Origin of the sequence: Amycolatopsis halotolerans (assembly GCF_042647905.1) — a bacterium.
GTDB lineage: Bacteria > Actinomycetota > Actinomycetes > Mycobacteriales > Pseudonocardiaceae > Amycolatopsis > Amycolatopsis halotolerans.
The window spans coordinates 355946-380335 of record NZ_JBHRWI010000020.1 but is presented as its reverse complement, the minus strand read 5'-3'; the positions used below and the strand labels follow the sequence as shown (position 1 = coordinate 380335).

The 24390-nt window shown below is 67.3% G+C and carries 30 protein-coding genes; 12 read left to right on the top strand and 18 right to left on the bottom strand.

Features of this window, described 5'->3' with window-relative positions:
* Nucleotides 1-5 precede the first annotated feature (5 nt).
* From ACFORO_RS16840 to dacB, 5 genes are all read right to left on the bottom strand, one after another.
* On the bottom strand, nt 6-374 hold the full coding sequence (locus ACFORO_RS16840) for a hypothetical protein (protein ID WP_067576922.1): 369 nt from the start codon (nt 372-374) through the stop codon (nt 6-8).
* A 171-nt stretch (nt 375-545) separates the two neighbouring features.
* Nucleotides 546-1100 (bottom strand): hypoxanthine phosphoribosyltransferase, encoded by a 555-nt coding sequence (gene hpt / locus ACFORO_RS16835; protein ID WP_037369179.1) that lies wholly within the window; start codon nt 1098-1100, stop codon nt 546-548.
* A gap of 3 nt (nt 1101-1103) precedes the next feature.
* Nucleotides 1104-2075 (bottom strand): tRNA lysidine(34) synthetase TilS, encoded by a 972-nt coding sequence (tilS, locus tag ACFORO_RS16830; protein WP_377873599.1) that lies wholly within the window; start codon nt 2073-2075, stop codon nt 1104-1106.
* Nucleotides 2072-3088 carry a zinc-dependent metalloprotease gene (locus tag ACFORO_RS16825; protein ID WP_377873625.1) on the bottom strand — a complete coding sequence of 339 codons (1017 nt, stop codon included), beginning with the start codon at nt 3086-3088 and terminating at the stop codon, nt 2072-2074. Before ACFORO_RS16825 ends, tilS begins: the two co-directional genes overlap by 4 nt.
* Before the next feature lie 109 nt (nt 3089-3197).
* Nucleotides 3198-6245 carry a D-alanyl-D-alanine carboxypeptidase/D-alanyl-D-alanine endopeptidase gene (gene dacB, locus ACFORO_RS16820; RefSeq protein WP_377873600.1) on the bottom strand — a complete coding sequence of 1016 codons (3048 nt, stop codon included), beginning with the start codon at nt 6243-6245 and terminating at the stop codon, nt 3198-3200.
* 172 nt (nt 6246-6417) lie between these two features.
* Here dacB and ACFORO_RS16815 point away from each other — a divergent pair, with 172 nt between their 5' ends.
* The gene (locus tag ACFORO_RS16815; RefSeq protein WP_020664239.1) at nt 6418-6936 is read left to right on the top strand and encodes an inorganic diphosphatase; all 519 of its coding nucleotides are present in this window, start codon (nt 6418-6420) and stop codon (nt 6934-6936) included.
* 57 nt (nt 6937-6993) lie between these two features.
* Here ACFORO_RS16815 and ACFORO_RS16810 read toward each other — a convergent pair whose 3' ends face one another.
* A complete protein-coding gene (locus ACFORO_RS16810) occupies nt 6994-8643 on the bottom strand; it encodes an MDR family MFS transporter (RefSeq protein ID WP_354749681.1) in 1650 nt (549 codons plus the stop codon).
* 204 nt (nt 8644-8847) lie between these two features.
* Here ACFORO_RS16810 and ACFORO_RS16805 point away from each other — a divergent pair, with 204 nt between their 5' ends.
* Nucleotides 8848-9255: a YciI family protein gene (locus ACFORO_RS16805; RefSeq protein WP_354749683.1), complete on the top strand. Its 408-nt coding sequence runs from the start codon at nt 8848-8850 to the stop codon at nt 9253-9255.
* A complete protein-coding gene (locus tag ACFORO_RS16800) occupies nt 9252-10388 on the top strand; it encodes an RNA polymerase sigma factor (RefSeq protein WP_377873601.1) in 1137 nt (378 codons plus the stop codon). Before ACFORO_RS16805 ends, ACFORO_RS16800 begins: the two co-directional genes overlap by 4 nt.
* Before the next feature lie 40 nt (nt 10389-10428).
* Here the strand turns inward: ACFORO_RS16800 and ACFORO_RS16795 are convergent, their stop codons facing one another.
* The 3 genes from ACFORO_RS16795 to ACFORO_RS16785 form a co-directional block, all read right to left on the bottom strand.
* The gene (locus ACFORO_RS16795) at nt 10429-11697 is read right to left on the bottom strand and encodes a serine hydroxymethyltransferase (RefSeq protein ID WP_377873602.1); all 1269 of its coding nucleotides are present in this window, start codon (nt 11695-11697) and stop codon (nt 10429-10431) included.
* A 158-nt stretch (nt 11698-11855) separates the two neighbouring features.
* Entirely contained in the window at nt 11856-12374 is a 519-nt protein-coding gene (locus ACFORO_RS16790; RefSeq protein ID WP_377873603.1) for a gamma carbonic anhydrase family protein, read from the bottom strand.
* A gap of 19 nt (nt 12375-12393) precedes the next feature.
* A complete protein-coding gene (locus tag ACFORO_RS16785) occupies nt 12394-12981 on the bottom strand; it encodes a TetR/AcrR family transcriptional regulator (protein ID WP_354749690.1) in 588 nt (195 codons plus the stop codon).
* Nucleotides 12982-13103: 122 nt separating this feature from the next.
* On the opposite strand from ACFORO_RS16785, the gene ACFORO_RS16780 reads away from it, so the two are divergent.
* Nucleotides 13104-13562, top strand: coding sequence for a GreA/GreB family elongation factor (locus ACFORO_RS16780; RefSeq protein WP_344265572.1), 459 nt, complete (start codon nt 13104-13106; stop codon nt 13560-13562).
* Nucleotides 13563-13610: 48 nt separating this feature from the next.
* Here ACFORO_RS16780 and ACFORO_RS16775 read toward each other — a convergent pair whose 3' ends face one another.
* From ACFORO_RS16775 to ACFORO_RS16765, 3 genes are all read right to left on the bottom strand, one after another.
* Nucleotides 13611-14057, bottom strand: coding sequence for a hypothetical protein (locus ACFORO_RS16775; RefSeq protein ID WP_354749693.1), 447 nt, complete (start codon nt 14055-14057; stop codon nt 13611-13613).
* A 102-nt stretch (nt 14058-14159) separates the two neighbouring features.
* Entirely contained in the window at nt 14160-14495 is a 336-nt protein-coding gene (locus ACFORO_RS16770) for an ArsR/SmtB family transcription factor (protein WP_354749695.1), read from the bottom strand.
* Nucleotides 14485-14916 carry an SRPBCC domain-containing protein gene (locus ACFORO_RS16765; protein WP_354749697.1) on the bottom strand — a complete coding sequence of 144 codons (432 nt, stop codon included), beginning with the start codon at nt 14914-14916 and terminating at the stop codon, nt 14485-14487. Before ACFORO_RS16765 ends, ACFORO_RS16770 begins: the two co-directional genes overlap by 11 nt.
* Before the next feature lie 111 nt (nt 14917-15027).
* Between ACFORO_RS16765 and ACFORO_RS16760 the strand changes: the two genes are divergently transcribed.
* Complete coding sequence (locus ACFORO_RS16760; protein ID WP_377873604.1) at nt 15028-15483, top strand: SRPBCC family protein; 456 nt, start codon at nt 15028-15030, stop codon at nt 15481-15483.
* A 4-nt stretch (nt 15484-15487) separates the two neighbouring features.
* Here ACFORO_RS16760 and ACFORO_RS16755 read toward each other — a convergent pair whose 3' ends face one another.
* Nucleotides 15488-16189: an SDR family NAD(P)-dependent oxidoreductase gene (locus ACFORO_RS16755; protein WP_377873605.1), complete on the bottom strand. Its 702-nt coding sequence runs from the start codon at nt 16187-16189 to the stop codon at nt 15488-15490.
* Between the two features lie 87 nt (nt 16190-16276).
* Here ACFORO_RS16755 and ACFORO_RS16750 point away from each other — a divergent pair, with 87 nt between their 5' ends.
* Both ACFORO_RS16750 and ACFORO_RS16745 read left to right on the top strand, forming a co-directional pair.
* Complete coding sequence (locus ACFORO_RS16750) at nt 16277-16861, top strand: TetR/AcrR family transcriptional regulator (protein ID WP_377873606.1); 585 nt, start codon at nt 16277-16279, stop codon at nt 16859-16861.
* A 37-nt stretch (nt 16862-16898) separates the two neighbouring features.
* Entirely contained in the window at nt 16899-17771 is an 873-nt protein-coding gene (locus tag ACFORO_RS16745) for a hypothetical protein (RefSeq protein ID WP_377873607.1), read from the top strand.
* Between the two features lie 1313 nt (nt 17772-19084).
* On the opposite strand, the gene ACFORO_RS16740 is transcribed toward ACFORO_RS16745, so the two are convergent.
* Together ACFORO_RS16740 and ACFORO_RS16735 are read right to left on the bottom strand one after the other, a co-directional pair.
* Nucleotides 19085-19222, bottom strand: a complete 138-nt coding sequence (locus ACFORO_RS16740) for a hypothetical protein (protein WP_377873608.1) — start codon at nt 19220-19222, stop codon at nt 19085-19087.
* A 769-nt stretch (nt 19223-19991) separates the two neighbouring features.
* A complete protein-coding gene (locus ACFORO_RS16735) occupies nt 19992-20606 on the bottom strand; it encodes a hypothetical protein (RefSeq protein WP_377873609.1) in 615 nt (204 codons plus the stop codon).
* A 110-nt stretch (nt 20607-20716) separates the two neighbouring features.
* Between ACFORO_RS16735 and ACFORO_RS16730 the strand changes: the two genes are divergently transcribed.
* Nucleotides 20717-21226 carry a nucleoside-diphosphate kinase gene (locus ACFORO_RS16730; RefSeq protein ID WP_377873610.1) on the top strand — a complete coding sequence of 170 codons (510 nt, stop codon included), beginning with the start codon at nt 20717-20719 and terminating at the stop codon, nt 21224-21226.
* A gap of 16 nt (nt 21227-21242) precedes the next feature.
* Nucleotides 21243-21563: a hypothetical protein gene (locus tag ACFORO_RS16725; protein WP_377873611.1), complete on the top strand. Its 321-nt coding sequence runs from the start codon at nt 21243-21245 to the stop codon at nt 21561-21563.
* Nucleotides 21564-21628: 65 nt separating this feature from the next.
* Here ACFORO_RS16725 and ACFORO_RS16720 read toward each other — a convergent pair whose 3' ends face one another.
* From ACFORO_RS16720 to ACFORO_RS16710, 3 genes are all read right to left on the bottom strand, one after another.
* Nucleotides 21629-22045 (bottom strand): NUDIX hydrolase, encoded by a 417-nt coding sequence (locus tag ACFORO_RS16720; RefSeq protein ID WP_377873612.1) that lies wholly within the window; start codon nt 22043-22045, stop codon nt 21629-21631.
* Nucleotides 22042-22650 carry an NUDIX hydrolase gene (locus tag ACFORO_RS16715; RefSeq protein ID WP_377873613.1) on the bottom strand — a complete coding sequence of 203 codons (609 nt, stop codon included), beginning with the start codon at nt 22648-22650 and terminating at the stop codon, nt 22042-22044. Before ACFORO_RS16715 ends, ACFORO_RS16720 begins: the two co-directional genes overlap by 4 nt.
* A 194-nt stretch (nt 22651-22844) precedes the next feature.
* Complete coding sequence (locus tag ACFORO_RS16710) at nt 22845-23273, bottom strand: transcriptional regulator (protein ID WP_167756343.1); 429 nt, start codon at nt 23271-23273, stop codon at nt 22845-22847.
* Nucleotides 23274-23438: 165 nt separating this feature from the next.
* Between ACFORO_RS16710 and ACFORO_RS16705 the strand changes: the two genes are divergently transcribed.
* From ACFORO_RS16705 to ACFORO_RS16695, 3 genes are read left to right on the top strand one after another with little or no spacing between them, the layout of a single operon-like run.
* A complete protein-coding gene (locus tag ACFORO_RS16705) occupies nt 23439-23714 on the top strand; it encodes a helix-turn-helix domain-containing protein (protein ID WP_377873614.1) in 276 nt (91 codons plus the stop codon).
* Nucleotides 23711-24055 carry a WhiB family transcriptional regulator gene (locus ACFORO_RS16700; protein ID WP_377873615.1) on the top strand — a complete coding sequence of 115 codons (345 nt, stop codon included), beginning with the start codon at nt 23711-23713 and terminating at the stop codon, nt 24053-24055. Before ACFORO_RS16705 ends, ACFORO_RS16700 begins: the two co-directional genes overlap by 4 nt.
* A complete protein-coding gene (locus tag ACFORO_RS16695; RefSeq protein WP_377873616.1) occupies nt 24052-24384 on the top strand; it encodes a hypothetical protein in 333 nt (110 codons plus the stop codon). The genes ACFORO_RS16700 and ACFORO_RS16695 overlap by 4 nt, the downstream gene beginning before the upstream one ends.
* Nucleotides 24385-24390: the final 6 nt, after the last annotated feature.

Here is a 24390-nt window from a genome sequence, read left to right as displayed (position 1 = left end):
GGACGTCAGGCCTTGTTGCGGAACGGGTCGCCGGCGGACTGGTCGATCTCGTGGTAGCGGGCCATCGCCGCGACGATGCCTTCCTCCGCCGCCTGGTACTGGCCGAGCAGGTTCTGCAGCGCGGACGAGTAGGAGTCGCCGCCGCCGTCGGCGCGCTGCACGAACTTGGTCGCCATCGCCTTGCCGACCGGGTTCGCGCCGAGCTTCGGCGGCTGCGCGAGCGTGCCCGCGCTGTTCAGGAGAGCTTCGACCGCGTCCCGACCGGTCCGGATCTTCTTCAGCACGGTCTGCGCGGCATCCGGGTCGATGCCGACCTGGCCGTTGACAGCGGCGTTCTTGAACGCCGCGGCATCCGCCGAGCTGTTGTTGCCCATCTGCCCTCTCTCCGTTCCCCCGCGCGAGGACCAGCCCGTCGGCTGGTGTCACTCGTCCGCATGGCAATAGGTCTTCGCATAGGTTAACGCACCTGGTCGAGCCCTATGACGCGATTTCGGGCTTCTGGGTTCCGCACCCGAAAGTATTACCGTGAACCGTGCTGAACCGGACTATCCGGACGTGTAGACGTGCGGATCGAGCGTGCCGATGTAGGGCAGGTCGCGGTAGCGCTCGGCGTAGTCGAGGCCGTAGCCGACGACGAACTCGTTGGGGATGTCGAAGCCGATGTATTTGACCGGCACCTCGACCTTCACGGCTTCCGGCTTGCGCAGCAGCGAGACGACCTCGAGCGAGGCCGGGTTCCGGCTCGCCAGGTTCTTCAGCAGCCAGGACAGGGTGAGCCCGGAGTCGACGATGTCCTCGACGATCAGGACGTCGCGGCCGGCGATGTCGCGGTCGAGGTCCTTCAAGATCCGCACCACCCCCGACGACGAGGTCGACGACCCGTAGGACGACACGGCCATGAACTCCAGCTGCGTCGGCACCGGAAGCGCCCGCGCGAAGTCGGTCATGAACATGACGGCGCCCTTGAGGACGCCGACCAGGAGGAGGTCGCCCTGGCCGTTTTCCGGGTGGTCCGCGGCGATCTTCGCCGCCAGCTCCGCGATCTTGTCTTTGATCTGCTGCTCGGTGATGAGCACGGAGGCGATCTCGCCCTCGTACACGGGTCATTCCCCTCGGGTGGTGGGTTCGGGTCCGGCAAGCGAAAGCCTGCCACGCCGCCGTCGAGCCTCCAAGTTGCCTGGCAGCCAGACCCCGCCCTGCCCCCGCCAGCGGGCCACGAGCGCGTCGACCGAACGCAGGTGCGCGTCGGTGAGCTCGCGGACCCCGGAGTCCAGCAGCCACCTGCGGAGAACCCGTCTGCGCAGCGCAGCGGGCTCGGCTGCGAGCACGGCTACGTCGAGGTCGTCTTCGCGGGCCGCGCGCTCGTGCACGCGCGCAGCGAGTGTGTCCAACGCCTCGGTGTCTTCGCGCAGCTGTGCGGCCGTACGGGCTAAAGCTGGAGCGACTCCACCCGACAGCACGTCCTCCAGGAGCGGCAGTGCTTCCGTACGCAGCCGTACCCGGGTGAAGCGGGAATCGGCGTTGTGCGGGTCTTGCCACGGCTCCAGGCCGAGTTCTGCGCACGCCGCAACGGTTTGCGCGCGAGTGATGCCGAGCAGCGGACGGCCCCACGGCGGATCGTGCGGACGCATTCCGGCGAGCGACCGTGGTCCGGAACCTCGGCCTAGACCGAGCAGCACTGTCTCGGCTTGGTCGTCTTGAGTGTGGCCGAGCAGCACGAGCCCTTCGCCGTTTGGCAACGCTTCGCGCAGCGCGTGGTACCTCGCGGCGCGCGCGGCTGCTTCGGGACCGCCTTTGCCTACGACGTGCACAGCGTGCACCTCGACGACGTCGATGCCGACGCCCTTCACCACTGTCGCTGCTTCGGCGGCTACGACGGCTGAATCGGCCTGAAGACCATGGTCGACGACGAGCGCCCGTGTACGGACGTCTCGGTGCCGAAGCACGTACGCCGTCGCTTCAGCGAGCGCTAGGGAGTCCGCGCCGCCCGACACCGCGACGCACACTTCGCCGGGGACAGCGACCGTCGCGAGGAAATCGCGAACCGCTGTCCGGACCGCGGCGAGCGCACTCACCCGTGCAGTCGCCGCACCCAGGCCGCGGGGTCGGCGATCTCGGCGCGAGTCGGCAACGTGTTCGGCGAGCGCCAAACCTTGTTGAACCCGTCCATCCCGACCGCGTCCACCACGTGCCGCGTGAACTTCGCGCCTTCCTCGTACTGGCGGATCTTCGCGTCGAGACCGAGCACCGCGCGCAGCAGCCGGTCGAAAAGCCCGCCGCCCTGGCGACGCGCGGTGAACCGAGCCCGGATCTGTTCGACACTGGGCACGACCTGCGGACCGACCGCGTCCATCACGTAGTCCGCGTGGCCTTCCAACAGCGTGGACAACGCCAGCAGCCGGTCGAAAACCGAACGCTCCTTCGGCGACTGCAGCAACTCCGCGATGCCGCCGCCCTTGCCGCGATTGCGCAGCGCGTCAGGCAGCCTGCCGACCAGTTCGGCCAGGCCGTCGGTGGAGCTCTCCGCCAGCCCGGACACGAGCCGTTCGACCTCGTCGGCGAAGTAGTCGCGCAGCCACGGCACCGCGGTGAACTGCAGCCGGTGCGTGCATTCGTGCAGGCAGACCCACAGCCGGAAATCGCGCGCGGGGACCTTCAGCGCGCGCTCGGCGGCCACCACGTTCGGCGCGACGAGCAGCAGCTCGCCCTTGTTCTCCTCGCCGCCGAACGGGTCGTACTGGCCGAGCACGCGGGAAGCCAGGAACGCGAGCAGCAGCCCGGTCTGCACACCGGTGCCGGACGCCAGGATCGGGCCGAGCGGACCGCCTTGCGCCGCGGGCAGGGCGCGGCCGGTGAGCTCACCGAGGCCGGACGCCGCGGACCGGACCCAGCCGGGCCGGTCCACCACGGTGCCGGGCAGCAGCGGCAGGTCGAGGCCGAGGCCGGTCAGCTCGCGGACGTGCCCCTCCGCCTCGGCGGTCAGCTCCCGCAGGTCGACCACCGCGCGGTCGGCCTCGCCGCGGGCGACCTGCGGGCCGCCGCGCACCAGCAGCGCGCCGGTGGCGGCTGCCCGGTCCCAGTCGACCATGGGCCGCCGTCGGGTCTCGGTTTCCTGGCTCACCCCTCCGACGCTACCTTCCGGTCCGGAATTGTGGGCAGCTCAGCCGAGCGGGTTCAGCGAGTCGGCTCAGTGCGGGCTACTTGCAGCCGCAGCCCCGCAAGGCCGTCGCCAGCACATCGAGCGCCGCCTGTCCCGAATTCTTCTCCGAGCCGTTGGACATGAACGCGAAGGCGAGCACGCGGTTGTCGCTGTCGAGCACATACCCCGCGAGGGTGTTGACGCCGGTGAGCGTGCCGGTCTTGGCCCGCACCCAGCCCTTGCCGCCCTGGGTCTCACCCGAGTGGTACCGGCCGTGCAGCGTGCCTTCCGGGCTGCCCGCGACCGGCAGGCCAGCCAGCAGCGGACGCAGCTTCGGCGTGTTCGGGTCCTTGCCGTCCGGACCGGCCGCCGCGGCGAGCACCTGCGCCAGCAGCCTGGCGGGCACCTTGTTCTGATTGGACAGTCCACTCGTGTCGAACAGCTGAAGGCCGTTGACGTCGAAACCGTGGTCCGCCAACACCTTCTTCACCGCCGCGGAGGCACCGGCGAACGACGCTTCCCCGCCGGTGGCCATCGCGACCTGGCGGCCGAGCGAGTCTGCGAGCACGTTGTCGGAGATCTGCAGCAGCGCGTACGCGAGATCCGGCAGCGGAGCCGACTGGACTTCGCCGAGCACCTTCGCGCCGTCCGGAGCCTTGGCGGCACCGGCCGGGCTCGCGCCGAGCTTGTCCGCGACGAGCTGCGTGAGCGCGGTACCCGGGTTGCCCGAACGCATGGTCTCGTCGACCTTCGGGTTGCCGCGTCCGCCGTCGGTCATGGCCGGGACGATCGGAGCGCCGTACAGCGACGGCGCGTCGCCCGGTTCCCAGCCCGGCGCGGTGTTCGGACCGCTGAAGGCGCTCGCGTCGAGCTGGACCTTCGTGACGTTGCCGCCTGCCTTCTTGACCTGGTTGACGAGGTCGTCGACGTGCGCCGCGCCCGGGTAGAGCGGCGAATCGGTGCCGACCGGCAGCGCGGTGAGCGACGGGTCGCCGCCGCCGACGATGACGACCGTGCCCGGCTGCGCGCCCTGGACGATCTTGGTGGAGATCCGCTTCGTCGGCTCCATCGCGAGCAGCGCCGCGGAGACGGTGAGGATCTTCGTGGTCGACGCCGGGGTCAGCGGGGTGTTCGACGCGTGGTCCCACAGCACGGTGCCGCTGGCCGGGTCGATCACACTGCCGCTGAGCTGGGAAAGCGCTGCCGCACCGGCGGGACCGGACAACTTCGAGCCGACCCCGTTCGCGGACGGTCCCTGTGCGGAGGTGTCCGGGCCGTGCAGCGCGAGGCTGGCGTCGGAGGGGTCGGGTTCGCTGCCCTTCGGCGCGTTCGGCGCCCACGGCAACCCGAGCCGGTTCGACACGGCGGGCACGGCCGACGCGCCACCCGCGGCGGCCAGCAGGAGCAGCACGACGAGCGCCAGGATCAGCGCCTTCCGGCGCGGCTTCTTCCCCTCAGGCCGAGGCGCGTCGTCCGCGGGCGGGACCGGTCCGGCGCCAGCAGGCGGCTCCGGCGGGTACTGCTCCGCGGCATTGCGCGGCTGAATCTGCTCCGGACCTGGGCGTTCCGCGAAGCCTTCGGCCTGCGCGGGAATGCCGACGGTCGCCTCGGACGGCCCCTGGTTCAGGAAGCCCTCGGGCGGACGCGGAATCCCGACGGTCGCCTCCGCCGGGAACTGACCACCGGCCGGATCGATCCGCATCGGCCGCACGTGCCCAGCGCCCGCGGGCGGGACGGTGCCGGGCTGCGGTTCGGGCAGCCCGGGGCGGACCGGGATTTCGATCTGCTGCGACCACGGTTCGGATCCGGACTCGTTCCGGCTCGCCTGCGACTCGTCTCCGGCACGGCTGGACGGCCCCTGGTTGGAGCTGGCGGCCCAGTTCTCCCGGGACTCGTTCCCGGCTCGGCCGGACTGACCCTGGTTGGCCGCCCAGTTTTCCTGGGACTCGGCACGACCAGACTGGCCAGGGTTGAGCCGCGCGGCGGCGGACCCTGGGACCGGGCCGGATTCGCCTCGGAAGCCGGTCCAGTTCTCCTGCGACTCCTCGCCGGTTCGGCCGGACTGCGCCTGGCCTGAGCCACCGGATTCGCTCCGGAAACCAGTCCGGTCGTCCCCGCCACGACCCGGCTGAGCACCAGCGTCACCCCGACCGGACTGCGCCTGACCGGACTGGCCGGCGGCACCGGATTCGCCGGAGCCGGAGTCGCTGCGGAACGCGCCCCAGCCCTCCTTGGGCGGTTCCTCCCCCTGTTCGTCCCGCGCGACGATCGGGCGGAACGCCGCCCAGCCCTGGCTGTTGTCGCCAGTTCCCGGCGTTTCGTCCCGGAACGCGGCGAACTGCCCCGGCTTCCCGGCGGGCTCGCCCGTCCCAGCGGGCTGACCCGACTGACTGGACTGACCCGACTGACTGGATTGACCAGGCTGACTGGACTGGAACGGATTCCACCCCTGCCCGTCGCCGGAAGCCCCAGAACCAGAGCCAGCTCCAGCGGGCTCGAACAGCGAGTTCCCCGGTTTCCGCGCGGCCTGCCACGCGGGCGCGGAATCCTGCTGCTGACCAGGCGAAACGTTCGGCTGCGCGCGGACCGTCCGCTCCGCGACCCCCTCCGCCGAGGGCCTCCGCTGCTGCTGCGAAACCTGGAAAGTCTTCTCCGCCGCCCCCTCGGCGGAACCGACCGTCGACGACTGAACGGTCGCCTCGGCATCCGGACGACCGGCGTTGTCCCCAGGTCGCGGCACCCCGGCCACGAACCGGGTCGGCCCCTCCACCGGCACCCACGGCGCCTGCGGTTTCGGCTCCTCAGCGCGACCGGACGACGCGGGCACCGAGGTGCCGCTCATCCGGTCCGCGAGGTTCGACCGGGGCGGTTCCGGCGGCGCGGCGGGAGCGTCCGAGGGCGCGTTGAGGCCGGGGACCTCCTCGGGCGGGACGTTCGGCCGGAACCACGATCCCGGCCCGTCGCCCGGTGTGACGTTCGGCACGGAAAGCTGCGCGGTGGCTCCCGCGTCGCGCTTGGGCAGGGGAAGGCGGGAGGTCGCCCGGTCCGCCTGGGACGAGGTGTCCTCGTCGCCCGTGGGCCACCTCGGCTGGTCGTTTTCCGGCACCCACCACTCCTTCTCACCCGCCCCCGGAGGGGCCAAGGTCACATGCCGTCTGGCCGACATCGGCGCGACCCGCCGACGGGGCGTAGTCCACACTAGTGACGTCAACGAGGTCATTAGGTTGCCGCCCACGAGCGCGTGGGACACCGAGAGTCAAGAAGCAGCGAGGACGGCCGTGGAATTCGACGTCACGATCGAAATCCCCAAGGGGGAGCGCAACAAGTACGAGGTCGATCACAAGACCGGTCGGATCAAGCTCGACCGGACCCTGTTCACCGCGACCCAGTACCCGGCCGACTACGGCTTCATCGACGACACGCTCGGCCAGGACGGCGACCCGCTCGACGTGCTCGTGCTGGTCCAGGAGCCGACCTTCCCCGGCTGCCTGATCCGCTGCCGCGCGATCGGCATGTTCCGGATGACCGACGAGAAGGGCCCGGACGACAAGGTCCTCGCCGTCCCGACGAACGACCCGCGCCTCGAGCACCTGCGCGACATCCACCACCTGAACGAGTTCCACAAGCTCGAGATCCAGCACTTCTTCGAGGTCTACAAGGACCTCGAGCCGGGCAAGAGCGTCGAGGGCTCGTCCTGGGTGAGCCGCGCCGAGGCCGAGGCCGAGATCGCCCGCTCCTACGAGCGGGAGACGGACCGCCTCGCCAAGGAAGAGATCAACGGCGAAGCGCACCACTGAGCCACCCGAAAAAGGGCCGTCCACCTGCCTGGTGGACGGCCCTTTTTTACTTCCCGATCAGCCCGCGAGGGCCAGTTCGCCCGCTTCCTGCTCGGCGCGCTGCTCCATCGCCGACTTGTCCGAGAGCGGCTTCTCCCGCAGCAGCCAGACCAGCGCGAACCCGACGGTCAGCACCGCGCCGCCGATCAGGAACACCGTGCTCATCGAGCTGGAGAACCCTTCCAGGATCGGCCGGGCGAGCACCGGGTCGAGCGTCGACAGGAACGATGTGTCGTTCACGTCGAGGCCGCCGCCCGCCAGCTGCCGCGCGAACTCCGGGTGCTGCGCCAGCGCCGCGGTGTAGGCCGGGGAGGCCATCGCCGAGCGCACTGCCGCCGCGATCCGGTCGCCGACCGTGCTGAACAGGATCGACAGGAACACCGCGGTGCCCGCCGTGCCGCCGATCTGCCGGAAGAAGGTGACCGACGAGGTCGCGACGCCGATGTCGCGGGGCGAGACGTCGTTCGTGGCGGCCAGGGTCAGCGTCTGCATGGTCGAGCCGAGGCCCAGTCCGAGCACGAACGCGATGGCCATGACCACGCCGAGCGCGGTGTCCACGCCGATCATCGAGAACGAGAACACCGCCGCAGCCATCAGGCCGAGTCCGGCGACCGCGAAGCCCTTGTACCGGCCGGTGCGGGCGATGATCCGTCCGCTGCCGAGGCTCGCGACCATGATCCCGAGGGTGAGCGGCAGCATCTGCAGCCCGGCCTGGGTCGGCGTCGCGCCCTTCACGATCTGCAGGTACAGCGGCAGCGACATCATCGCGCCGAACATCCCGATGCCCTGGATCACGGTGACCAGCGTCGACACCCGGAACACCCCGTTTCCGAACAGCCGCAGCGGCAGCAGGGCGGCGTCGCCCATCCGGCGTTCCTGCAGGATGAACAGCACCACGCCGAGCGCGCCGACCAGGTACATCGCCAGCGACGCGGGCGAACCCCATCCCCATTCGCGGCCCTGCTCGGCGACGAGCAGCAGCGGCACGAGGCCCAGCGTCAGCGCGCCGGCTCCGAGGAAGTCGACCTTCTGGTCGACGCGGGTGTGCGGGAGGTTCAGCACCTTGCTCACGACGACCAGCGCGGCGAGCGCGATCGGGACGTTCACCATGAACACCCAGCGCCAGCCGGTGAGGCCGGCGAACGAGTCGAGTCCGGCGAAGAACCCGCCGACGACCGGGCCCGCGACGCTCGAAACGCCGAAGACGGCCATGAAGTAGCCCTGGTAGCGGCTGCGTTCCCGCGGCGAGGTGATGTCGGTGATGATCGCCAGCGCGAGCGACATCAGACCGCCCGCGCCGAGGCCCTGGAACGCGCGGAACGCGGCCAGTTCGTACATCGATCCGGCCATCGCGCTCGCCAGCGAACCGGCGAGGAACAGCGAGATCGCGGTCAGGTACATCGGCTTGCGGCCGAAGAGGTCGGACAGCTTGCCGTACAGCGGCGTGGAAAGCGTCGCGGTGATCAGGTAGGCGGTGGTGGCCCAGGCCTGCAGGCTCTGTCCGTGCAGTTCGTCGGCGATGGTCTTCATCGCCGAGGACACGATGGTCTGGTCGAGGGCCGCCAGGAACATGCCGAGCATCAGTCCGGACAGAACCGTGAGGATCTGCCGGTGTGAAAGCCGTCCGTTCGTGGTGGCGCCCCCTTCCGCAGTGGCGGTGTCGCTCATGGTGGTCTCCCTCAGTGCCGGGGTACTTGCTTGTATCCCTCAACTACTTGCTCGCCACAACTGTTCCCGAAAAGCTTGCATTCATCAACCAAATATCGTGTGACGCTAATCTCTTGCCCGGCGATGTCGAGAACGGACGACCGGCTCCGTCCCTGGCGCGAACGTGACGGCAGCGAGCCGTCACCAGCACGGAGGAGAACCACAATGGCCAAGTACCTGCTGCTCAAGCACTACCGCGGCGCGCCGGCCTCGGTGAACAACGTCCCCATGGACCAGTGGACGCCCGAGGAGGTCACCGCCCACATCCAGTACATGCGCGACTTCGCGGACCGGCTCGTGGAGACCGGCGAGTTCGTCAGCGAGCAGGCGCTGTCGCCGGAAGGGGCGTGGGTCCGCTACGACGGCGAGGGCCGCCCGCCGGTCACCGACGGTCCGTTCGCCGAGACCAAGGACGTCATCGCGGGCTGGATGATCATCGACGTCGACAGCTACGAGCGCGCGGTCGAACTGGCCGGCGAGCTGTCCGCGGCGCCCGGCGCGGACAGCAAGCCGATCCACGAGTGGCTCGAACTGCGCCCGTTCTACGGCGTGACGCCCTCGGTGACCGAGTGAACGACGAACTGCTGCGGGAACTCGTGCCCGCGGTGATCGGCATCCTCGTCCGGCGCGGAGCGGATTTCGCGTCGGCCGAGGATGCCGTGCAGGAAGCGTTGATCCGCGCACTGGACGCGTGGCGGGAAGATCCGCCGCGCGACCCGAAGGCGTGGCTCATCGCGGCCGCGTGGCGGCGGTTCCTCGACGCCACGCGGTCGGAATCCTCGCGCCGGGGCCGGGAAGTGGCGATCGACGCCGAGCCGCGGCCCGGCCCGGCGTCCGCAGTGGACGATTCGCTCCAGCTGTATTTCCTGTGCGCACACCCGTCTTTGACGCCGTCGTCGGCCGTCGCGCTCACCTTGCGCGCGGTCGGCGGGTTGACCACGAAGCAGATCGCGCAGGCGTACCTGGTGCCGGAAGCGACAATGGCGCAACGGATCAGCCGGGCCAAGAAGACGGTGTCCGGCGTGCGGTTCGACGCGCCCGGCGATGTCGCGACCGTGCTGCGCGTGCTGTATCTGGTGTTCAACGAGGGCTACTCCGGCGAACTCGACGTCGCCGCCGAAGCCATCCGGCTCACCCGGCAGCTCGCGGCGGGATTCGACCATCCGGAAGTGGCCGGGCTGCTCGCGTTGATGCTGCTGCACCACGCGCGCCGGGCCGCGCGGACGACGCCGGACGGCAGCCTCGTGCCGCTTGCCGAACAGGATCGCGGCGCTTGGGACACCCGGCTGATCGCCGAGGGCGTCGACATCCTGCAGGCGGCGCTGGCCCGCGACCAGCTCGGCGAGTACCAGGCCCAAGCCGCCATCGCCGCGCTGCACGCCGACGCTCTCGCGGCGGAGGAAACCGACTGGGTGCAGATCGTCGAGTGGTACGACGAGCTTCTCGCCCTGACCGACAGTCCGATCGTCCGGCTGAACCGGGCGGTCGCGGTCGGCGAGGCGGACGGACCTCGCGCTGGGCTGAAAGCTCTCGCCGAATTGGACGACAAGCTGCCGCGGCATCACGCGGTAGCGGCGTACCTGCACGAACGCGACGGAGACCTGGCCACGGCCGCGCGGCTGTACAGGGAGGCGGCGGAGAAGGCACCGAACCTAGCCGAGCGCGAGCACTTGATCAGGCAAGCGGCTCGGCTCAACAACTCGTGAGTGGCGATCACGGTGAGAACCGCGATCGCCACTCACGACCTCACTCGGCGTAGCCCGGAATCGGGAACGGCTGCAGGAACTCGCGAATCTCCGCCGCGATCGCGTCGAGCGCACCGTCCTGCTGCGCCGCCGCGGCGGTCACGGTCCGGTCGATCCAGTCCGCGACCTGCACCTGGTGCTCGGGCTTGAGCCCGCGCGTGGTGATCGCCGACGTGCCCAGCCGGATGCCGGACGGGTCGAACGGCTTGCGCGGGTCGAACGGCACGGTGTTGTAGTTCAGCTCGATGCCCGCCCGGTCCAGCGCCTGCGCGGCGGGCTTGCCGGGCACCGCCTTGTTCGTCAGGTCGATCAAGAGCAGGTGGTTGTCCGTGCCGCCGGACACCAGGTCGTAGCCGCGCTCGACCAGCGCTTCGGCCAGCGCCTTGGCGTTCGCCACGATCGTGTGCGCGTAGTCGGAGAACGACGGCTGCTGCGCCTCCCCCAGCGCGACGGCGATGGCGGCCGTCGTGTGGTTGTGCGGGCCGCCCTGCAGGCCGGGGAACACCGCCTTGTCGACAGCCTTGGCGTGGTCGGCGTCGGAAAGGATCATCGCGCCGCGCGGGCCGCGCAGCGTCTTGTGCGTGGTCGTGGTGATGACCTGCGCGTGGCCGACCGGCGACGGGTGCGCGCCGCCCGCGATCAGGCCGGCGATGTGCGCGATGTCGGCGACCAGCACGGCGTCGACCTCGCGGGCGATCTCGGCGAACGCCGGGAAGTCGATGGTGCGCGGAATGGCCGTGCCGCCCGCGAAGATCAGCTTCGGCCGGTGCTGGCGGGCGAGGTCGCGGACCTGGTCGAGGTCGACGCGGCCGGTTTCCTTGCGGACGCCGTAGCGGACCGGCGTGAACCACTTGCCGGTGGCGGACACGCTCCAGCCGTGCGTGAGGTGGCCGCCGTCGGGCAGCGCCATGCCGAGCACGGTGTCGTCCGGCTTGGCGAACGCCAGGTACACCGCGAGGTTGGCCGGGGAGCCGGAGTACGGCTGGACGTTCGCGTGGTCCGCGCCGAAAACCGCCTTCGCGCGCTCGATCGCCACCTGCTCGACCTGGTCGATGAACTGCTGGCCCTCGTAGTAGCGCTTGCCGGCATAGCCCTCGGAGTACTTGTTGGTGAGCACGCTGCCGGTGGCCTCGAGCACCGCCTGCGAAACGTAGTTCTCGGACGCGATCAGGCGGATCTTGTCGTGCTGGCGTTTGGCCTCGTCCTCGACGAGACCGGCGATCCGCGGATCCGCCGAGGACAGTGCGGACAAGGCGGGCTGGTGTGTCATGGCGTACTCCGGCTCTGCAGTGGCCCTCACCCAGGCGCGCGGTGCCGGCCTCGTCGTCGCTCCCCGGTGGTGCTCCACCTCTTGAATGGCGCCAGTCGCTGCTGCGGGACGAAGTTTAGTGCACCGCACCAGCCCGCGTCCGGTCCTCGGGAAAGCGCTCAGACCTGCTCGAGGCCGCCGCGATGCCGCCGCGCGAGTTCTTGGTAGACCGCCGCGTTGTGGTCGACCCACACCCGCGCGGAATCGGTGAGTTCCACGAACTTCTTCGCCGGGCTGCCCATCGCGATCGTCTCCGCCGGGACCTCGGTGCCCGGCGTGACCGTCGACCCCGCGGCGACGAACGCGCGCGGTCCGATCACCGCGCGGTCGAGGACCGTGGAACCGTTGCCGATCAACGCCTGTTCGCCGACCGTGCAGTCGTGCACGAGGCACTGGTGCCCGACGGTGACGTTGCGGCCGACCTCGGTCGTCTCGGGTCCGGAGTGGATCACCGAGTTGTCCTGGATGTTCGCGCCCTCGCGGATGACGATCGGGCCGAAGTCCGCGCGGATCACCGCGCCGTACCAGACCGAAGCGTCCTTCTCGACGGTCACGTTGCCGATCAGGGTGGCGGTGGGGGCGATCCAGGCGTCCGGGTGGACCTGCGGGCTGACGCCGTCCAAGGAGAACAAAGGCATGCCGGGAGCCTAAGCGGCGTCAGCGGTACCCGGCGAAGCAGAGCGCCTCGATGTCGCCGCGGAGGCTCGCGGACGACCTCGGCCGGACCCGCTGCTGCACCACCGCGCCGAGCAGGTAGCTCAGCAGCGAACGGGCACGGGCGCGCGGGTCGTCGACGTCGAGCGGAACGAGGAGTTCGACGAGCAGTTCGGTGATCGAGGTGAGCATGGCGTCGATCGCCTGCGGATGCTGCGCCCGGCCGGCGGCGATCCAGTACTCGAACCAGAGGAACGCGCCGCGCGGATGGTCGGCGAACTCGGCGAGGTAGGCCTCGGTCACCGCGAAAAGCCGTTTGCGCGGGTCGGCGTGCTTGTCCGCGACCTTGCGCAGATCCGCCGCGAAAGTGTTGATGTGCGCGGCCATCGCCCGGTCGATGAGCACGTCGATGTCGGCGAAGTAGTAGTGGATCGCGCTCTTGGTGAGCGGTCCGGCCTCCGCGATCGCGCGTACCGTGCAGCCGCCGAGTCCTTCGCGGGCGAGGACCTTGCGAGCCGCTTCGACGATCTGTTCCTGCTTCTGCAATTGGTTGGGCGACAGCTGGGTGCTGCGGCCAGGCACGGCGCTCACGGTGATCCTCGTTACGTTTGTCAGGACGGCAGCCCTGAATCCTAGGCCAGTCGTCCCAACGTCTTCCGGCGGGTGAAAAACCGGATTGGCCACCCCGGTCCGCGCAGCGGACAATGCCCGGCATGGTGATCTCAGGGGACAAGGGGCTCAGCGAGGCGGCGCGCCGTCAGCTGGAAAAGGAAATCGCGGACCTGCGTGCGCAACGGGAGGCGCTGTCGCCGCAGCCGGGCGAGCAGGAACGCACGGGGGACGCCGCCGACCAGGCGGACGTGATCGACCGCGCCGAGGCAGCGGCGCGACTGGACCGGCAGATCGCCGACGTCACCGCGAAGCTGGAGCACGGCGCGTACGACAGCTCGCTGCTTCCGGACGGCACGCGCGTTTCGCTGCGTTTTTCCGACGGTGACGAGGAAGAGTTCACCGTGGTGACCCTTCCCGGCGAGGACGCGGACGCGATCACCTCGGACAGCCCGCTCGGCATCGCGCTGTCGAAGGCCAAGGCAGGCGAGGAAATCAGCTACCGCACCCCGCGCGGGCAAGCCACCGCGACGGTGCTGAAGCTGACCCCGCCCGCCAACTGACCACAGAGGACAGACAGTGGCCGCCCCGGTTTTCCGGGGCGGCCACTGTTATTTGTCCGCGTTGGCCACCGTTTCAGCCTGATACCCGTACACGCCGTCGTTCTCGACCGCGACGTGCCAGCCGCCGCAGTCCTTGTCCGTCCGCTTGTGCTCGCCCGCGGGCCACCAATCCGCGGTGAGCGTCGGGGATTTCGCCTCGGCCTTTCCTGGCTTGCACAGGGACGGAAGGCCGGAAGGACCTGGTTGGTAGCGCAGGATCCGCTCCGAACCGGTGGTGCGGATCAGCTCGGTGACCGACTTCGCGTCGTCGGGCACCCACGACGGAAGCCGGGCGTCCGGGTTGGCCTTGCCCTGTTTTCCGGTGTCGTAGGAAACCGCCTTCACGTGGCCGTTCGACTTCTCCTCGATCGAGGAGCCGAGGCCGCACGACGCGACCGTGGCCAGCGCCGCGATTCCGGTCGCGGCCAGTACCGCCTTGTTCCGCACGCTGTTCATGGCTTCCAGTCAACCGAGACCGGCCCGCCCTGCCCTCGTTCTTCCGGCCCTTGCTGCCAGCCAGTCGGCCGACTCCGTCCCTCAGATGAGTGAAATCGCGGGTCATTCTTCGCGGTCGAGATGAGCCCGCAACGCGGCGAGCGGACCGTCCCAGTCCCGCGCGAGCGCGGCGAGGAACTGCTGCGCGACCCGCATCGGCGCGGAATCGAGCCGGTACCGTACCCGGCGGCGCTCACCGGGTTCTGCGGCGACCAGCCCGGCGTCGGACAGCAGGCCGAGATGCTTGGCGATCGCCTGCCGCGTGATCGGCAGCCGGGCCGCGAGATCCGTCGCCGTCGCCGGCCCGCGCGCGGCCAGCTCGGCGAGGATCGCACGCCGGGTCGGATCGGCGAGCGCGGCGAAAACCTGCTCGGCGACCGCTTCGGACTCAGCCGGCATCGAGACTGGCCGCCAGCTCGTCGAGTTCGCGTGCCCAGCCTTCGACGTGCGAGCGATAGGTGGCCGGGTACTGGCTGTCCGGCAGCTGCGCGAACCCGGATTCGACCACCGTGAGCTGGGTCCCGCCGTCGCGCGCCCGCAGGGTGAACTCGACGTACGTGCGCCGCGGGTCGTCCTCCGGCATCCCGTCGACCTGCCAGGTGAAGCCGAACACGGAGGCCTCCTCGACGCGCTCGACCCGGATCTCGGCACTGCGGTCGCCGATCCACGCCACCCGCCCAAGTCCGCCTGGGCGCAGGTCGATCTCGGCCTCGTCGCCGAACCAGGCGCGCAGGCCGTCGGCCGTGGTCAACGCCGTCCAGACCGTCGCAGGCGGCTGCGCCAGCTCGACCGTCCGCTCGATGCGGTCGGGAAACCCCATGCCGTGCTCCTTCCGGGCCGAGCCTAGGCAACCACACCCCATTGACGCAATCGGACGGTTGCCATAATGTCGCAACCATTCAGTTGCATTATCCCCTCGAAAGGACGCGCGATGAACTCCTTCACCACGGAACTGACCGTCGACCGCACTCCCGAGGAGGTCTTCGCCGCGGTCACCGACGTCCGCGGCTGGTTCAGCAAGACGATCACCGGCACCGCGACCGCGGTCGGCGACGCGTTTTCCTTTGTGGACAAGGGAATCCCGTCGACCCGGATCCGCGTCACCGAACTCGTTCCCGGCCGCCGGGTCGCCTGGCACGTCGAGGACGCGTACGTCGCCTTCACCGACCAGCCCGACGAGTGGACCGACACCCGGATGAGCTTCGACATCACGCCGGGCCCGGGCGGGACGACAGTGCGCTTCACGCATCACGGCCTCACTCCGGACCAGGCTTGCTACACCGAATGCTCGCGAGGCTGGACGAGCTGCGTCAACACGAGCCTGCACGCGTTGCTGACCACCGGCGTCGGCGAGCCGATCCCGGAATCGGCCGCCCCCGCCAAGTGAAGCCTCAGGGAAGCTGAAGGTCGGAAGTGTCGCGCTTAGCGTGCAACTCCCACAGCGTCTCGGCGATGTCGGCCGGGTCGATCTCCGGGAACTCCGTATTGGGTTCGAGAGCACCGGACAGCAACGCGGCGTGGACGGCACTCCCGCGGATCATCGCTCCGATCTGAAGCGTTGCCGCGTGCACACCGTCGGGCGCGATTTCCGCCGCCAGGCTCTGGAGGTAGTTGCGGGTCGCGGCCATCGCCGGGCCGATGCCGCTGAGAACGGGAGCGGGCTGGGTGGCCGAGACGCTCTGGCTGATCAAAACGCTGCCCTCCCCGCGGTCGCGCAGTTCCCCCAGCACGGCCTGGACCAAGGCGATCGGGGTGAGGAAATACAGGTCGAGGAGCTGCTGCGCGGTCGCGGTGGTCAAGTCGGCAGCGGGCGTGAATCCATTCAGATCCAACGGCGCGTACAACACCACGTCAATCCGCGCGAAGCGGTGCCGAATCGCGTCGATCAGCGCCGGAATCTCCACCGGACGCGCCAGATCCGCGGGAAACGCCGCGGCTTCGATGCCCTCCGCGCCGAGTTGATCAGCCAAGGCGGCGAGGCGTTCGCGATTGCGCGCGACGAGCGCGACCCGGAATCCCTCGCGGCCGAAGCGCCGGGCGATCGCGGGACCAAGACCGGTGCCCGCACCAAGCAGGACCAGGGTTTTCGACACGGAACCTCCATAAGTTGATGACGGTCTCAACTTTGGTGCCAATTTGAGACCGTTGTCAACTTTCTCGCCCGGACCTACGATGACCTGGTGAAAACGGAGGGGAAGCCCACGCTGCGCCGAGACGCCCGCCGCAACCAGGAACGGCTTCTCGCCGCGGCGGCGGAAGCCTTCCGGGAGAAGGGTTTGGCGGTGCCGCTGGAGGAGATCGCACAGCGGGCGGGCGTCAGCGCCGGAACTCTCTACAACCGCTTCGGCGGACGGGAAGCGCTAATCGACGCGGTGATGCCCGAGCTGGTCGCCGAACGCATGAACGAGGCGATGCGCCGGGCGGAGGCGATCGACGACCCGTGGGAATCGTTCGTCACCTACGTGACCGTGCTGTGCGAGCAGCAAGCCGACGACCCCGCGTTCCGGGACGCGATCAGCCGTCAGCTCCAGGACGCGCCCGAACTGACCGCGCGATGCACGGCCGAACTCGCGAAGTCGGTCCAGTTGCTCGAACGCGCACAGCGGGCGGGGACGCTGCGGGCCGATGTCACGTCCGAGGATCTGCTGCTGCTGATCTTCACGAACGCGCTGATCGTGCGCGAGACGGTCGAGTCCAAACCGGACGCGTGGCGGCGCACGCTCTCCTTCAGCCTCGCCGGACTGCGCGCCGGTTGTGGTAGCTAAGAAGCATGCGAAGATCCTTTTCCCCCAGGGGAATCCGATGAACGATGACGTTTCCCAGAACCTCGTCGTCTTCCGAATCAAAGGCTTGCCCGAACCGATGCTGGCCAGCGGCCCCACCCAGGCCGAGGACGCTGTCGAGCAGGCGTGGGCAATCGTCCGCCAGCAGCACAAGGTGCGCGGGTCCGCGGTTTTGGCCGTGTACAGCGAATGGCAGCCGTCGGCGGCCGACCAGAAATTCATGGCCAAGAATTTCCGGAAGGCCGAGTGCACCTACAGCTTCGCCCGGCCCGCTCCCGGTGAGTGGGAGCGCGCGTTCGCCGACGCCCGCACAGTGATGGCGCAAAAAGAGGAGAGCACCGAGGAGATACTGCCGATCCTCTGGAGCGCGTCCTCACCGCGCGCCGGGCTGCTCGAAGCGCTGCCGTACCAACCGCTCGTGCCCGGCAAGTTGTCGGTCGCGCTCGCGGTGGTGTCGCGGACTCCCGAGGGCAAGATCGGGATGCAGCACATCACCCGGCACGAGCAGGAGCAGATGGGCGCGCCGCTCGAGAAACTGTTCGACGTCGGGTTCGGCTGCCTCGCCCGCGGGCTGAAGTTCGAGGTCCGCAGTTCCGGCGAGGAGGTACTGGTCTCGCTCGCCAGGGAGAACAAGCTGGCGGCGTCCGCGCTCGCACTGCCCGATCTGCACGCGCGGTTGTCGCCGCACCTCGGGACAGGAGACCTGATCGTCGGCCTGCCCTGCCCGGACGAGCTGCATGTCGCCAGGGAGGGTTCCCGCCCGGCGGAAATCATCCGGGAGCAGGTGCTCGCTTCGCGCTACGAGACCACGGAACTGGTCCCGTCAGTCCTGCGGCTCAGCTCTGGCGGGCTGGAACTGCTCGCCGAACGGAGCGGCTCCCCTAACGGGTGAATTCGGCGAAAGCCAGGATCCCCGTCCAAAGACGAGTCAGGCCCCATCCGAACTGCTTCGGATGGGGCCTGACCTGCGGAGCCGCCTGGGGGAATCGAACCCCCGACCTATTCATTACGGGTGGAATTCATTACTTGTTGGCCTTGACTGTAGGGCCGTGACATGCGCCTCTGCAGTCCTTGAACCTGCCCTCAGACCAAAAGGCTGGAACACTGAGGAGTGGGGATCACGGCCATTCCTCTTTTCGCCGCTCAGAGACCGGAGAGAAACAGTAGCAGTGGAATATACTCCGCCAACGGTGCCACTCAGCTGTCACATCGAAACCCGCGGTTCATGCTAGACAGGGTGACGGCGTTGACATCTCAGACGTCTCGCCTCGCTCCTAGATGACGCTGCCCTCTGCGCGCGGCATGATCGGCCGCAATAGCCAGCGACGCGAGGCGGCCCGCAAGCCTCCACGGCTGGCTTCTCGACTCCGGATGCCTGCACCGCAGAACAAGCGTGCGATTCCTTGTCCTGGCTAGAGGACACGCCGTGTCGCTAAGCAGCCGAACCCGACGGGCCGACTAGTCTTAAGCAACACCGCTCACACTACCTGGAGGAACATTTGGATGGCACCCTGTCTTTCTGGCTAGGCTTGGGTTTATCGATACCAATCGCGCTTGCAGTAAATCTCCTGACACCTCAATTTCAAAACATTCTTTCCCGAGTGAGCTTGAAATACCGACAACGAAGAACCGGGAAGGATGAGATCGAAAGAGCTTTCGCATCACGAATCTCCGGCGACACAAAGGAGCTACAAGCATACATGATCGAGACGACCGCGTACGCGAACAGGCGACTAATACAGTCCTTTCAGTTTCTCTTTGCAGGTATTTTCGCCATCAGCATTACACTAATTCCCGCAATTAGCGTAATGCCCATTGTAAAGTATATAGCGCTCGGATACGCAATTTTTGCGTTAACCCTCTCGCTTCTGAGCTACACGGAGTCGCACCGTCACACCCTAAGGCGATACAGAATCATGCATTTAGTACAGATAGAAAAAGGATGGACTCATTGGACGCCATAACGGAAACATTCGAAAATTTCTCCCGAGCCGTCGATTTCGCCTGATTCCAAATCCTAAGACCGTCCAACACGATCTCACTGCTACTCACTCCGCTCCCCCTTGATTACCACCACGCCCCTACAGCCCACTGCGACTGAAGCTAGCTCGGCCTAGCCGGACCGCCTCAACTCGCCCGAGCCGTCACCGTCCCCGATCGCCAGAAGGCGCGTCTTCGAGCGATAAGGCGGAGCCTTCTATTACTTCAAGCCCTCACGCGTGCGGCCCCCTCTCCGAGGAGCGACTTCACGAACCCGGATGCCGCCTGGACCATCTCCGGAGCCTTCAGTTCGAGCGCGAGCACGCGGAACATGAAGACGCCGACGAGCGCGAGGACCGCCATCGCAGGCACCCCACCGCACCAGGGCGAGCTCCACAAGCTCTGAACAGCACGCTCGACGTGATGTCCCGAACATGTCCACCGGTCATCTCCTTGCGTCCTGACAGGCACGTAAGCGCCCGCCTCACGCCTCAGGGATTACGAACCGTGACAGCAGACAAGCCGACCGCGATTGGAGCCCCGGGGTGGCCGGTCCAGGAGTTGACTTAACGAAGCAGCGACCAGCAACCGCGCCTACAGAGGTAATTGCACATGCATTTACTTTGGCCTGTCCAGTTGGCCTCTTTGACTCACGCCTCCGAAGCGACGTTTGACGAGTGTTCCAGGGCAGCCAGGCCCCGAAGCGGTCGAGTTCGATGCGAGCCTTTGCGGACGAGTCTTTCCCCTAGATGGGTGAACCTACGGAAATTTCTTCTTCGGCCAACCACTGTAGCCACGCGCTTAGTCACCCAACACACGAGTCAGGCCCCATCCGAACTGCTTCGGATGGGGCCTGACCTGCGGAGCCGCCTGGGGGAATCGAACCCCCGATCTATTCATTACGAGTGTCTGTGACCTTCATCACTATGACTTCTACCAGGCATCTCAGGTTCCGGCACCGTAGCCACACGTGCCAGAGACACCGCAGTTAACCCCAGTTCGCAACACGGATAGCTACACATCAGGACCCTCGTTTCTCCGACGTCAACGCATCGCTTACACGCGAAGGCCATCACCCAACGTAATCAGTTCTGAGCGGTAGGCATTAGCTATAGGATGAGATGCGCGTCCCTCACTGCATAGCGCGCGGGTCATCCGGCCGGATCAACTCCGCAGCCTGGATTTCCCCCAGTCTGCGCGCTGCTACAGCAGCCAACGTCGCAGCGTTGACGTCCGGCGAAGATTCGTCTGCCGGGGTTGGCCGCTCGTCGGCACGGTGCGCCGGTCGCGGGTTTTCCCTCGACTTCCTCGCCTCAGGAGAAACATAACGAAAACGCCGACGCTCCTCATCCAGAAGCAACCGCAACTGTTCTATATGCACTTCCCGCTCAGCGACATCCTGACGATGTTTCTGCCACCGCATCACTAGATTCAGCAGACGATGCAATGCGATAAGAGTTGCTGTTCCGTAAGCAAGCGGACCTGAATTTCGCGCCAGCTCCGACAGCACCGTAACCCAGGGACTTGCCAGTGACGTCCGCACCACAGTAAGGCGATCCGCCCTGGTCGCCGTCAGGCGCTCCCGCTCCGGGTACGAAGGCTCCATCTGAACGGCGAATCGGCCAAGTGTCAACAATGCACTCAGGTTGCTGTTGAAAGCCTCAAGGCTCGGACGATTGCCAAGGTCCACGGACAGGTAAAGCAACTCAGTACCCGTCTGCGCACTGGTGTCGGTCAAGGTCGTCACCGACCCATCGTGCCCGAGGCAAGCTGAACCGCAAAGAAGCGTTCGTGCCGGTGACGGCGAGCATGCGGATCGGTACGATCCGCGCACGACCACGACGGAAGGAGCGACCCATGGCTGACTCGTCGGACCTCGGCGTTGAGCGGTCCCTTGTCCTGCTCAAGCCCGACGCCCTTGTCCGCGGACTAGCGGGCCGCATCCTCGCGCGCTTCGAGGACGCCGCGCTCAAGGTCGTCGGCGTCAAGATGAAGCACATGGACGCCGAGTTCACGCGGAAGCACTACTTCGACCTCGAAGAGCGCGCCGGTTCGGCGGTTTACAACACCACGGCTGAGTTCATGCAGTCCGGCCCGGTCATCGCGCTCGCGCTCGAAGGCGTCGATGCGGTCGCGAAGGTCCGGAAAATCATCGGTGGCACGTTCCCGAGCGACGCCGCGCCAGGCACAGTGCGCGGCGACTACGCGCACCAGACCAAAGCATCGTCCGAAGTCAGCGGCAAGGCCGTGATGAACCTGGTGCATGCGTCCGGCAACTCGGAAGAGGCCAAGTACGAGGTCGAGCTTTGGTTCGACGCGTCCGAACAGTTCAACTACGAGACGCTGGCCGAAAAGCTCGCCTACTGACGGACGGGGCGCACCGATGGCGCGCGAAGTAGAGAGCCAGGCCACGCTGGCAGAGCTGGAGGCAGAGTTCGAGGCAGAGCGCGCCACGAACAAACGCGCAGCCGCCGAGACTGCTTACGCACTCGCGTTTCGATACCGGAACGAGGACGTCAACGGGACTCGCCACTTCGATACCGCTGGCGAGTGGGCACGGCGGGCCATCGATTTGCTGGACAGCCTGCCGTCGGGCTCTCCCTCAGACGTTGCGAGCACACGCGAGAGCATTGGCGGCATCCCGATTCCGGGGCTGCTGCACTCCGACGTAGTTCGTGACCGCCTCGGCGACGTCCTGTACTAGTCAGCGCGGCAAGCGGCCCGCCAACCGGGCTGGTCCTGGCAGGGCGGGCCGCTCTGTGCAACGCCCTAGTCGGACAACGTCTTGTCCAGGTGGTCCTGAACCGGACCGTAGAACGGGTACGGGACATAGTCAGTCAACTCCGCGCGGCTCGACCACGCGACCTCGTCAAGTTCCTCGTCATCGACCACGCTGGCCTCGCCACCGCCGGACTCGCACGCGACGTAGATCATCGTCCGGCCAGTGTTCGGGTGAACCCGCTCGCCGAGAACGGAAGACGCAGTGACCTCCAGACCGGTCTCCTCGCGCGTCTCTCGCACCGCCGCGTCGCTGGCGCTCTCGCCCTCTTCGACCTCGCCAGCGGGGAACTGCCACGACAAGCTGCCTTCCTTGACGCGTCGCCGAACGAGAAGCACACGGCCATCGCGGACAATGATGGCCGCGGAGATTGACTTCTTCTCAACTGCGGCCGAGTCCTCGGTCATTCCGATACCTCCAAGGCTTCCAAAATCGGCGGAAAAATTCTATCCGCTGGGATAAAACGCGTCAGTTCGGCTTTCTCTACCCAAGCCACGTTAACATTCTCCAGAACATCCATGTTCCGTGCCTCGCCGGTCAGGTACTCGCAGAGCAGGTACTCCGCCTGAACGTGCGTGATCGGATGCAGGCGGCTGCCCAGCTTGCACACGATCGCACAGTGGACGCCGGTTTCGGCCAAGGTTTCCCTGATCGCGACCGCCTCGGGTGCAACACCAGGCTTGACCATGCCTGCTGGAAACTGCCACGAGATGCCGCCGCCGTCCTCGCCACGCCGACAGACCATGAGCACCTGAGAACCGTCCACGACAACGGCTATCGCAACGCGAAGCGCCTGCGCCTGCTCACCGCTCGCGTCCGACCGAGCAGCCTCATCGGTTTCAGGCTCGATGAGGCGCTTAAAGCGAGCTTTTGCCGAACTGGACGCGCGGTCAAACGCCGTGTCCAGAAGATCTTGCATCTCCTGCCGCGGCTTGACGTCTGGCTTCGCATGCCAGGAGGCAACAGTCCTGACCGCGACGCCCAGATGCCTCGCAAACGCTTCGTTGCTCATGCGCAGGGCCGCTTGCAGCGAGCAGGCCGTTCGCCCCGTCCAAGCGCTCACGAATTCCACGGCCGAAACCCTTCAAATGCAATAAGTGCACTGCCGATGCACTGGCGTTGCATCGAACCTGCACTAGTCATGCATCGTTTGGGCAAAGAATTCGGCGTTGACTGTGAGGCATGAACGAAAGCCACCCGAACCCCCTAACGACGACGCTGCTCGCGAACCACCGAAACGTGATCGACCACAGTCGAGACACTCTTCTGAATTTCGTCCAGCCGCTCGGTCACGCCGTTCATTTCGCGAAGCCGGTCGGTTATCTCCCGCAACTGGTGCTCAATGACAGCAAGTCGGCCCGGGATATCGTCGTCCCCTCGCGGCGCCGGCTCGCCCGGCTCCGGCGGACGGCGCCCTGCCAGCACCGCAGCCAGATGACCCGCGTGCAGCTCAAGAGCAAGCGACAGCGCTTCAAGCGTGCGTTCACTGCGGCGTCGCTGCGCGCGGTTGTGCTGGATTTCCCGGACCGTCGCTTTGGACACCTGCGATCTCGCGATGAGTTCGCGCTGGCTGAGGCCAAGGTCAGCCATGCGCTGATTGATAGCTCTCGCGACTGCCGCCCAGTCTTCCGACACGTATTCCTCCGCGCTCCGCCTCAAAGGCGAGAGTAGCGCGGAGGACGATTCCGCGGCTGACACTCCGCGCCCACTTGGGCGCGTTAAGGCACCTTCTTGCCTTGTTGGGATGAAATTATCCCTAATTGAGGATTTAAATAAGACTTCGATTCAAAGGATCTACCGATGGATACCAACCAGAACGCCGTTCCGACGTTCTATACCGTCGGGGAAGCAGCACGCGTTCTCCGGGTCAATCCGGTGACGCTGTATCGCGCCATCCGAGACGACGCCTTCCCGGCTGTACGCATCCGCACTCGCTATGTCGTTCCCGCTGCTGCCCTCGCCGAACTGGTCGCTGAGGTAACCGCGTCCGGGGGCTGCGTCGACATCGCCGACCTGATTGCCAAACGCCGTAAGGCGCAGGAGGCCGCGCGGTTGAGCGGGGGTGCGTCGTGGTGAACCGAGATGATTATGAGGAGATTGCCGCACAACTAGACCGGTACGCCGATGTGCCGGACGACGCGCTGGCCGAGGTCGTCACCCGAGACGGGCTGTGCTTCTGGGCGTTCGACCGGTCCGAGATTCCGGAACTGTCCGGCGAGGACACGCCGGACAGGGAATTGGCAGCCCGGATGTGCGCCGGATGCCCAGTGATCGACGAGTGCCTTGAGCTCGAACTGCGGGCGGCGGGTGCCGACACGGTTGGGGTGTGGGGCGCACTCGCCGACGCCGACCGACGCGAAGTGCACCGGGCATGGCTCGCCCATCGCAGCGAGGCTGACGGCGGTGAGCAGCGATGACGCTCAACCTGACATCAACACAGATCCTCGCGGGAATTGGCGCCCTAATCGTCTGGTCCGTGGTATGGCGACTCGGTGCGCGTAAGGCACGCCGCGCCGCCGACGCGGCCCGCGCTTCGGCCCGTGTGGTCTCGCTCGTCGCACGCGTTCTGCTGATGGGTGCGGCGTTCGTCGGCATTCAGTGGCTGGTGATCACGCACCCCGGCAATCCGAAATTGCTGGCCGTCGTGCTCGCAGTGCCGGACCTGATCGCAGCGCACGTACTGACGCGAGCGCTGACGGTCACGTCGCTAGATACGACCAGCCGCCGGGGCGGTGGTCGGCGATGAACGTGC

What these genes read in the sequence shown, in the direction of transcription:
- ACFORO_RS16840 (WP_067576922.1), bottom strand. Translation starts at nt 374, where the DNA reads ATGGGCAACAACAGCTCGGCGGATGCCGCGGCGTTCAAGAACGCCGCT.
- ACFORO_RS16825 (WP_377873625.1), bottom strand. Translation starts at nt 3,088, where the DNA reads ATGGTCGACTGGGACCGGGCAGCCGCCACCGGCGCGCTGCTGGTGCGC.
- ACFORO_RS16810 (WP_354749681.1), bottom strand. Translation starts at nt 8,643, where the DNA reads ATGAGCGACACCGCCACTGCGGAAGGGGGCGCCACCACGAACGGACGG.
- ACFORO_RS16805 (WP_354749683.1), top strand. Translation starts at nt 8,848, where the DNA reads ATGGCCAAGTACCTGCTGCTCAAGCACTACCGCGGCGCGCCGGCCTCG.
- ACFORO_RS16795 (WP_377873602.1), bottom strand. Translation starts at nt 11,697, where the DNA reads ATGACACACCAGCCCGCCTTGTCCGCACTGTCCTCGGCGGATCCGCGG.
- ACFORO_RS16790 (WP_377873603.1), bottom strand. Translation starts at nt 12,374, where the DNA reads ATGCCTTTGTTCTCCTTGGACGGCGTCAGCCCGCAGGTCCACCCGGAC.
- ACFORO_RS16780 (WP_344265572.1), top strand. Translation starts at nt 13,104, where the DNA reads ATGGTGATCTCAGGGGACAAGGGGCTCAGCGAGGCGGCGCGCCGTCAG.
- ACFORO_RS16775 (WP_354749693.1), bottom strand. Translation starts at nt 14,057, where the DNA reads ATGAACAGCGTGCGGAACAAGGCGGTACTGGCCGCGACCGGAATCGCG.
- ACFORO_RS16770 (WP_354749695.1), bottom strand. Translation starts at nt 14,495, where the DNA reads ATGCCGGCTGAGTCCGAAGCGGTCGCCGAGCAGGTTTTCGCCGCGCTC.
- ACFORO_RS16765 (WP_354749697.1), bottom strand. Translation starts at nt 14,916, where the DNA reads ATGGGGTTTCCCGACCGCATCGAGCGGACGGTCGAGCTGGCGCAGCCG.
- ACFORO_RS16760 (WP_377873604.1), top strand. Translation starts at nt 15,028, where the DNA reads ATGAACTCCTTCACCACGGAACTGACCGTCGACCGCACTCCCGAGGAG.
- ACFORO_RS16745 (WP_377873607.1), top strand. Translation starts at nt 16,899, where the DNA reads ATGAACGATGACGTTTCCCAGAACCTCGTCGTCTTCCGAATCAAAGGC.
- ACFORO_RS16740 (WP_377873608.1), bottom strand. Translation starts at nt 19,222, where the DNA reads ATGGCGGTCCTCGCGCTCGTCGGCGTCTTCATGTTCCGCGTGCTCGCG.
- ACFORO_RS16730 (WP_377873610.1), top strand. Translation starts at nt 20,717, where the DNA reads ATGGCTGACTCGTCGGACCTCGGCGTTGAGCGGTCCCTTGTCCTGCTC.
- ACFORO_RS16725 (WP_377873611.1), top strand. Translation starts at nt 21,243, where the DNA reads ATGGCGCGCGAAGTAGAGAGCCAGGCCACGCTGGCAGAGCTGGAGGCA.
- ACFORO_RS16720 (WP_377873612.1), bottom strand. Translation starts at nt 22,045, where the DNA reads ATGACCGAGGACTCGGCCGCAGTTGAGAAGAAGTCAATCTCCGCGGCC.
- ACFORO_RS16715 (WP_377873613.1), bottom strand. Translation starts at nt 22,650, where the DNA reads ATGAGCAACGAAGCGTTTGCGAGGCATCTGGGCGTCGCGGTCAGGACT.
- ACFORO_RS16705 (WP_377873614.1), top strand. Translation starts at nt 23,439, where the DNA reads ATGGATACCAACCAGAACGCCGTTCCGACGTTCTATACCGTCGGGGAA.
- ACFORO_RS16695 (WP_377873616.1), top strand. Translation starts at nt 24,052, where the DNA reads ATGACGCTCAACCTGACATCAACACAGATCCTCGCGGGAATTGGCGCC.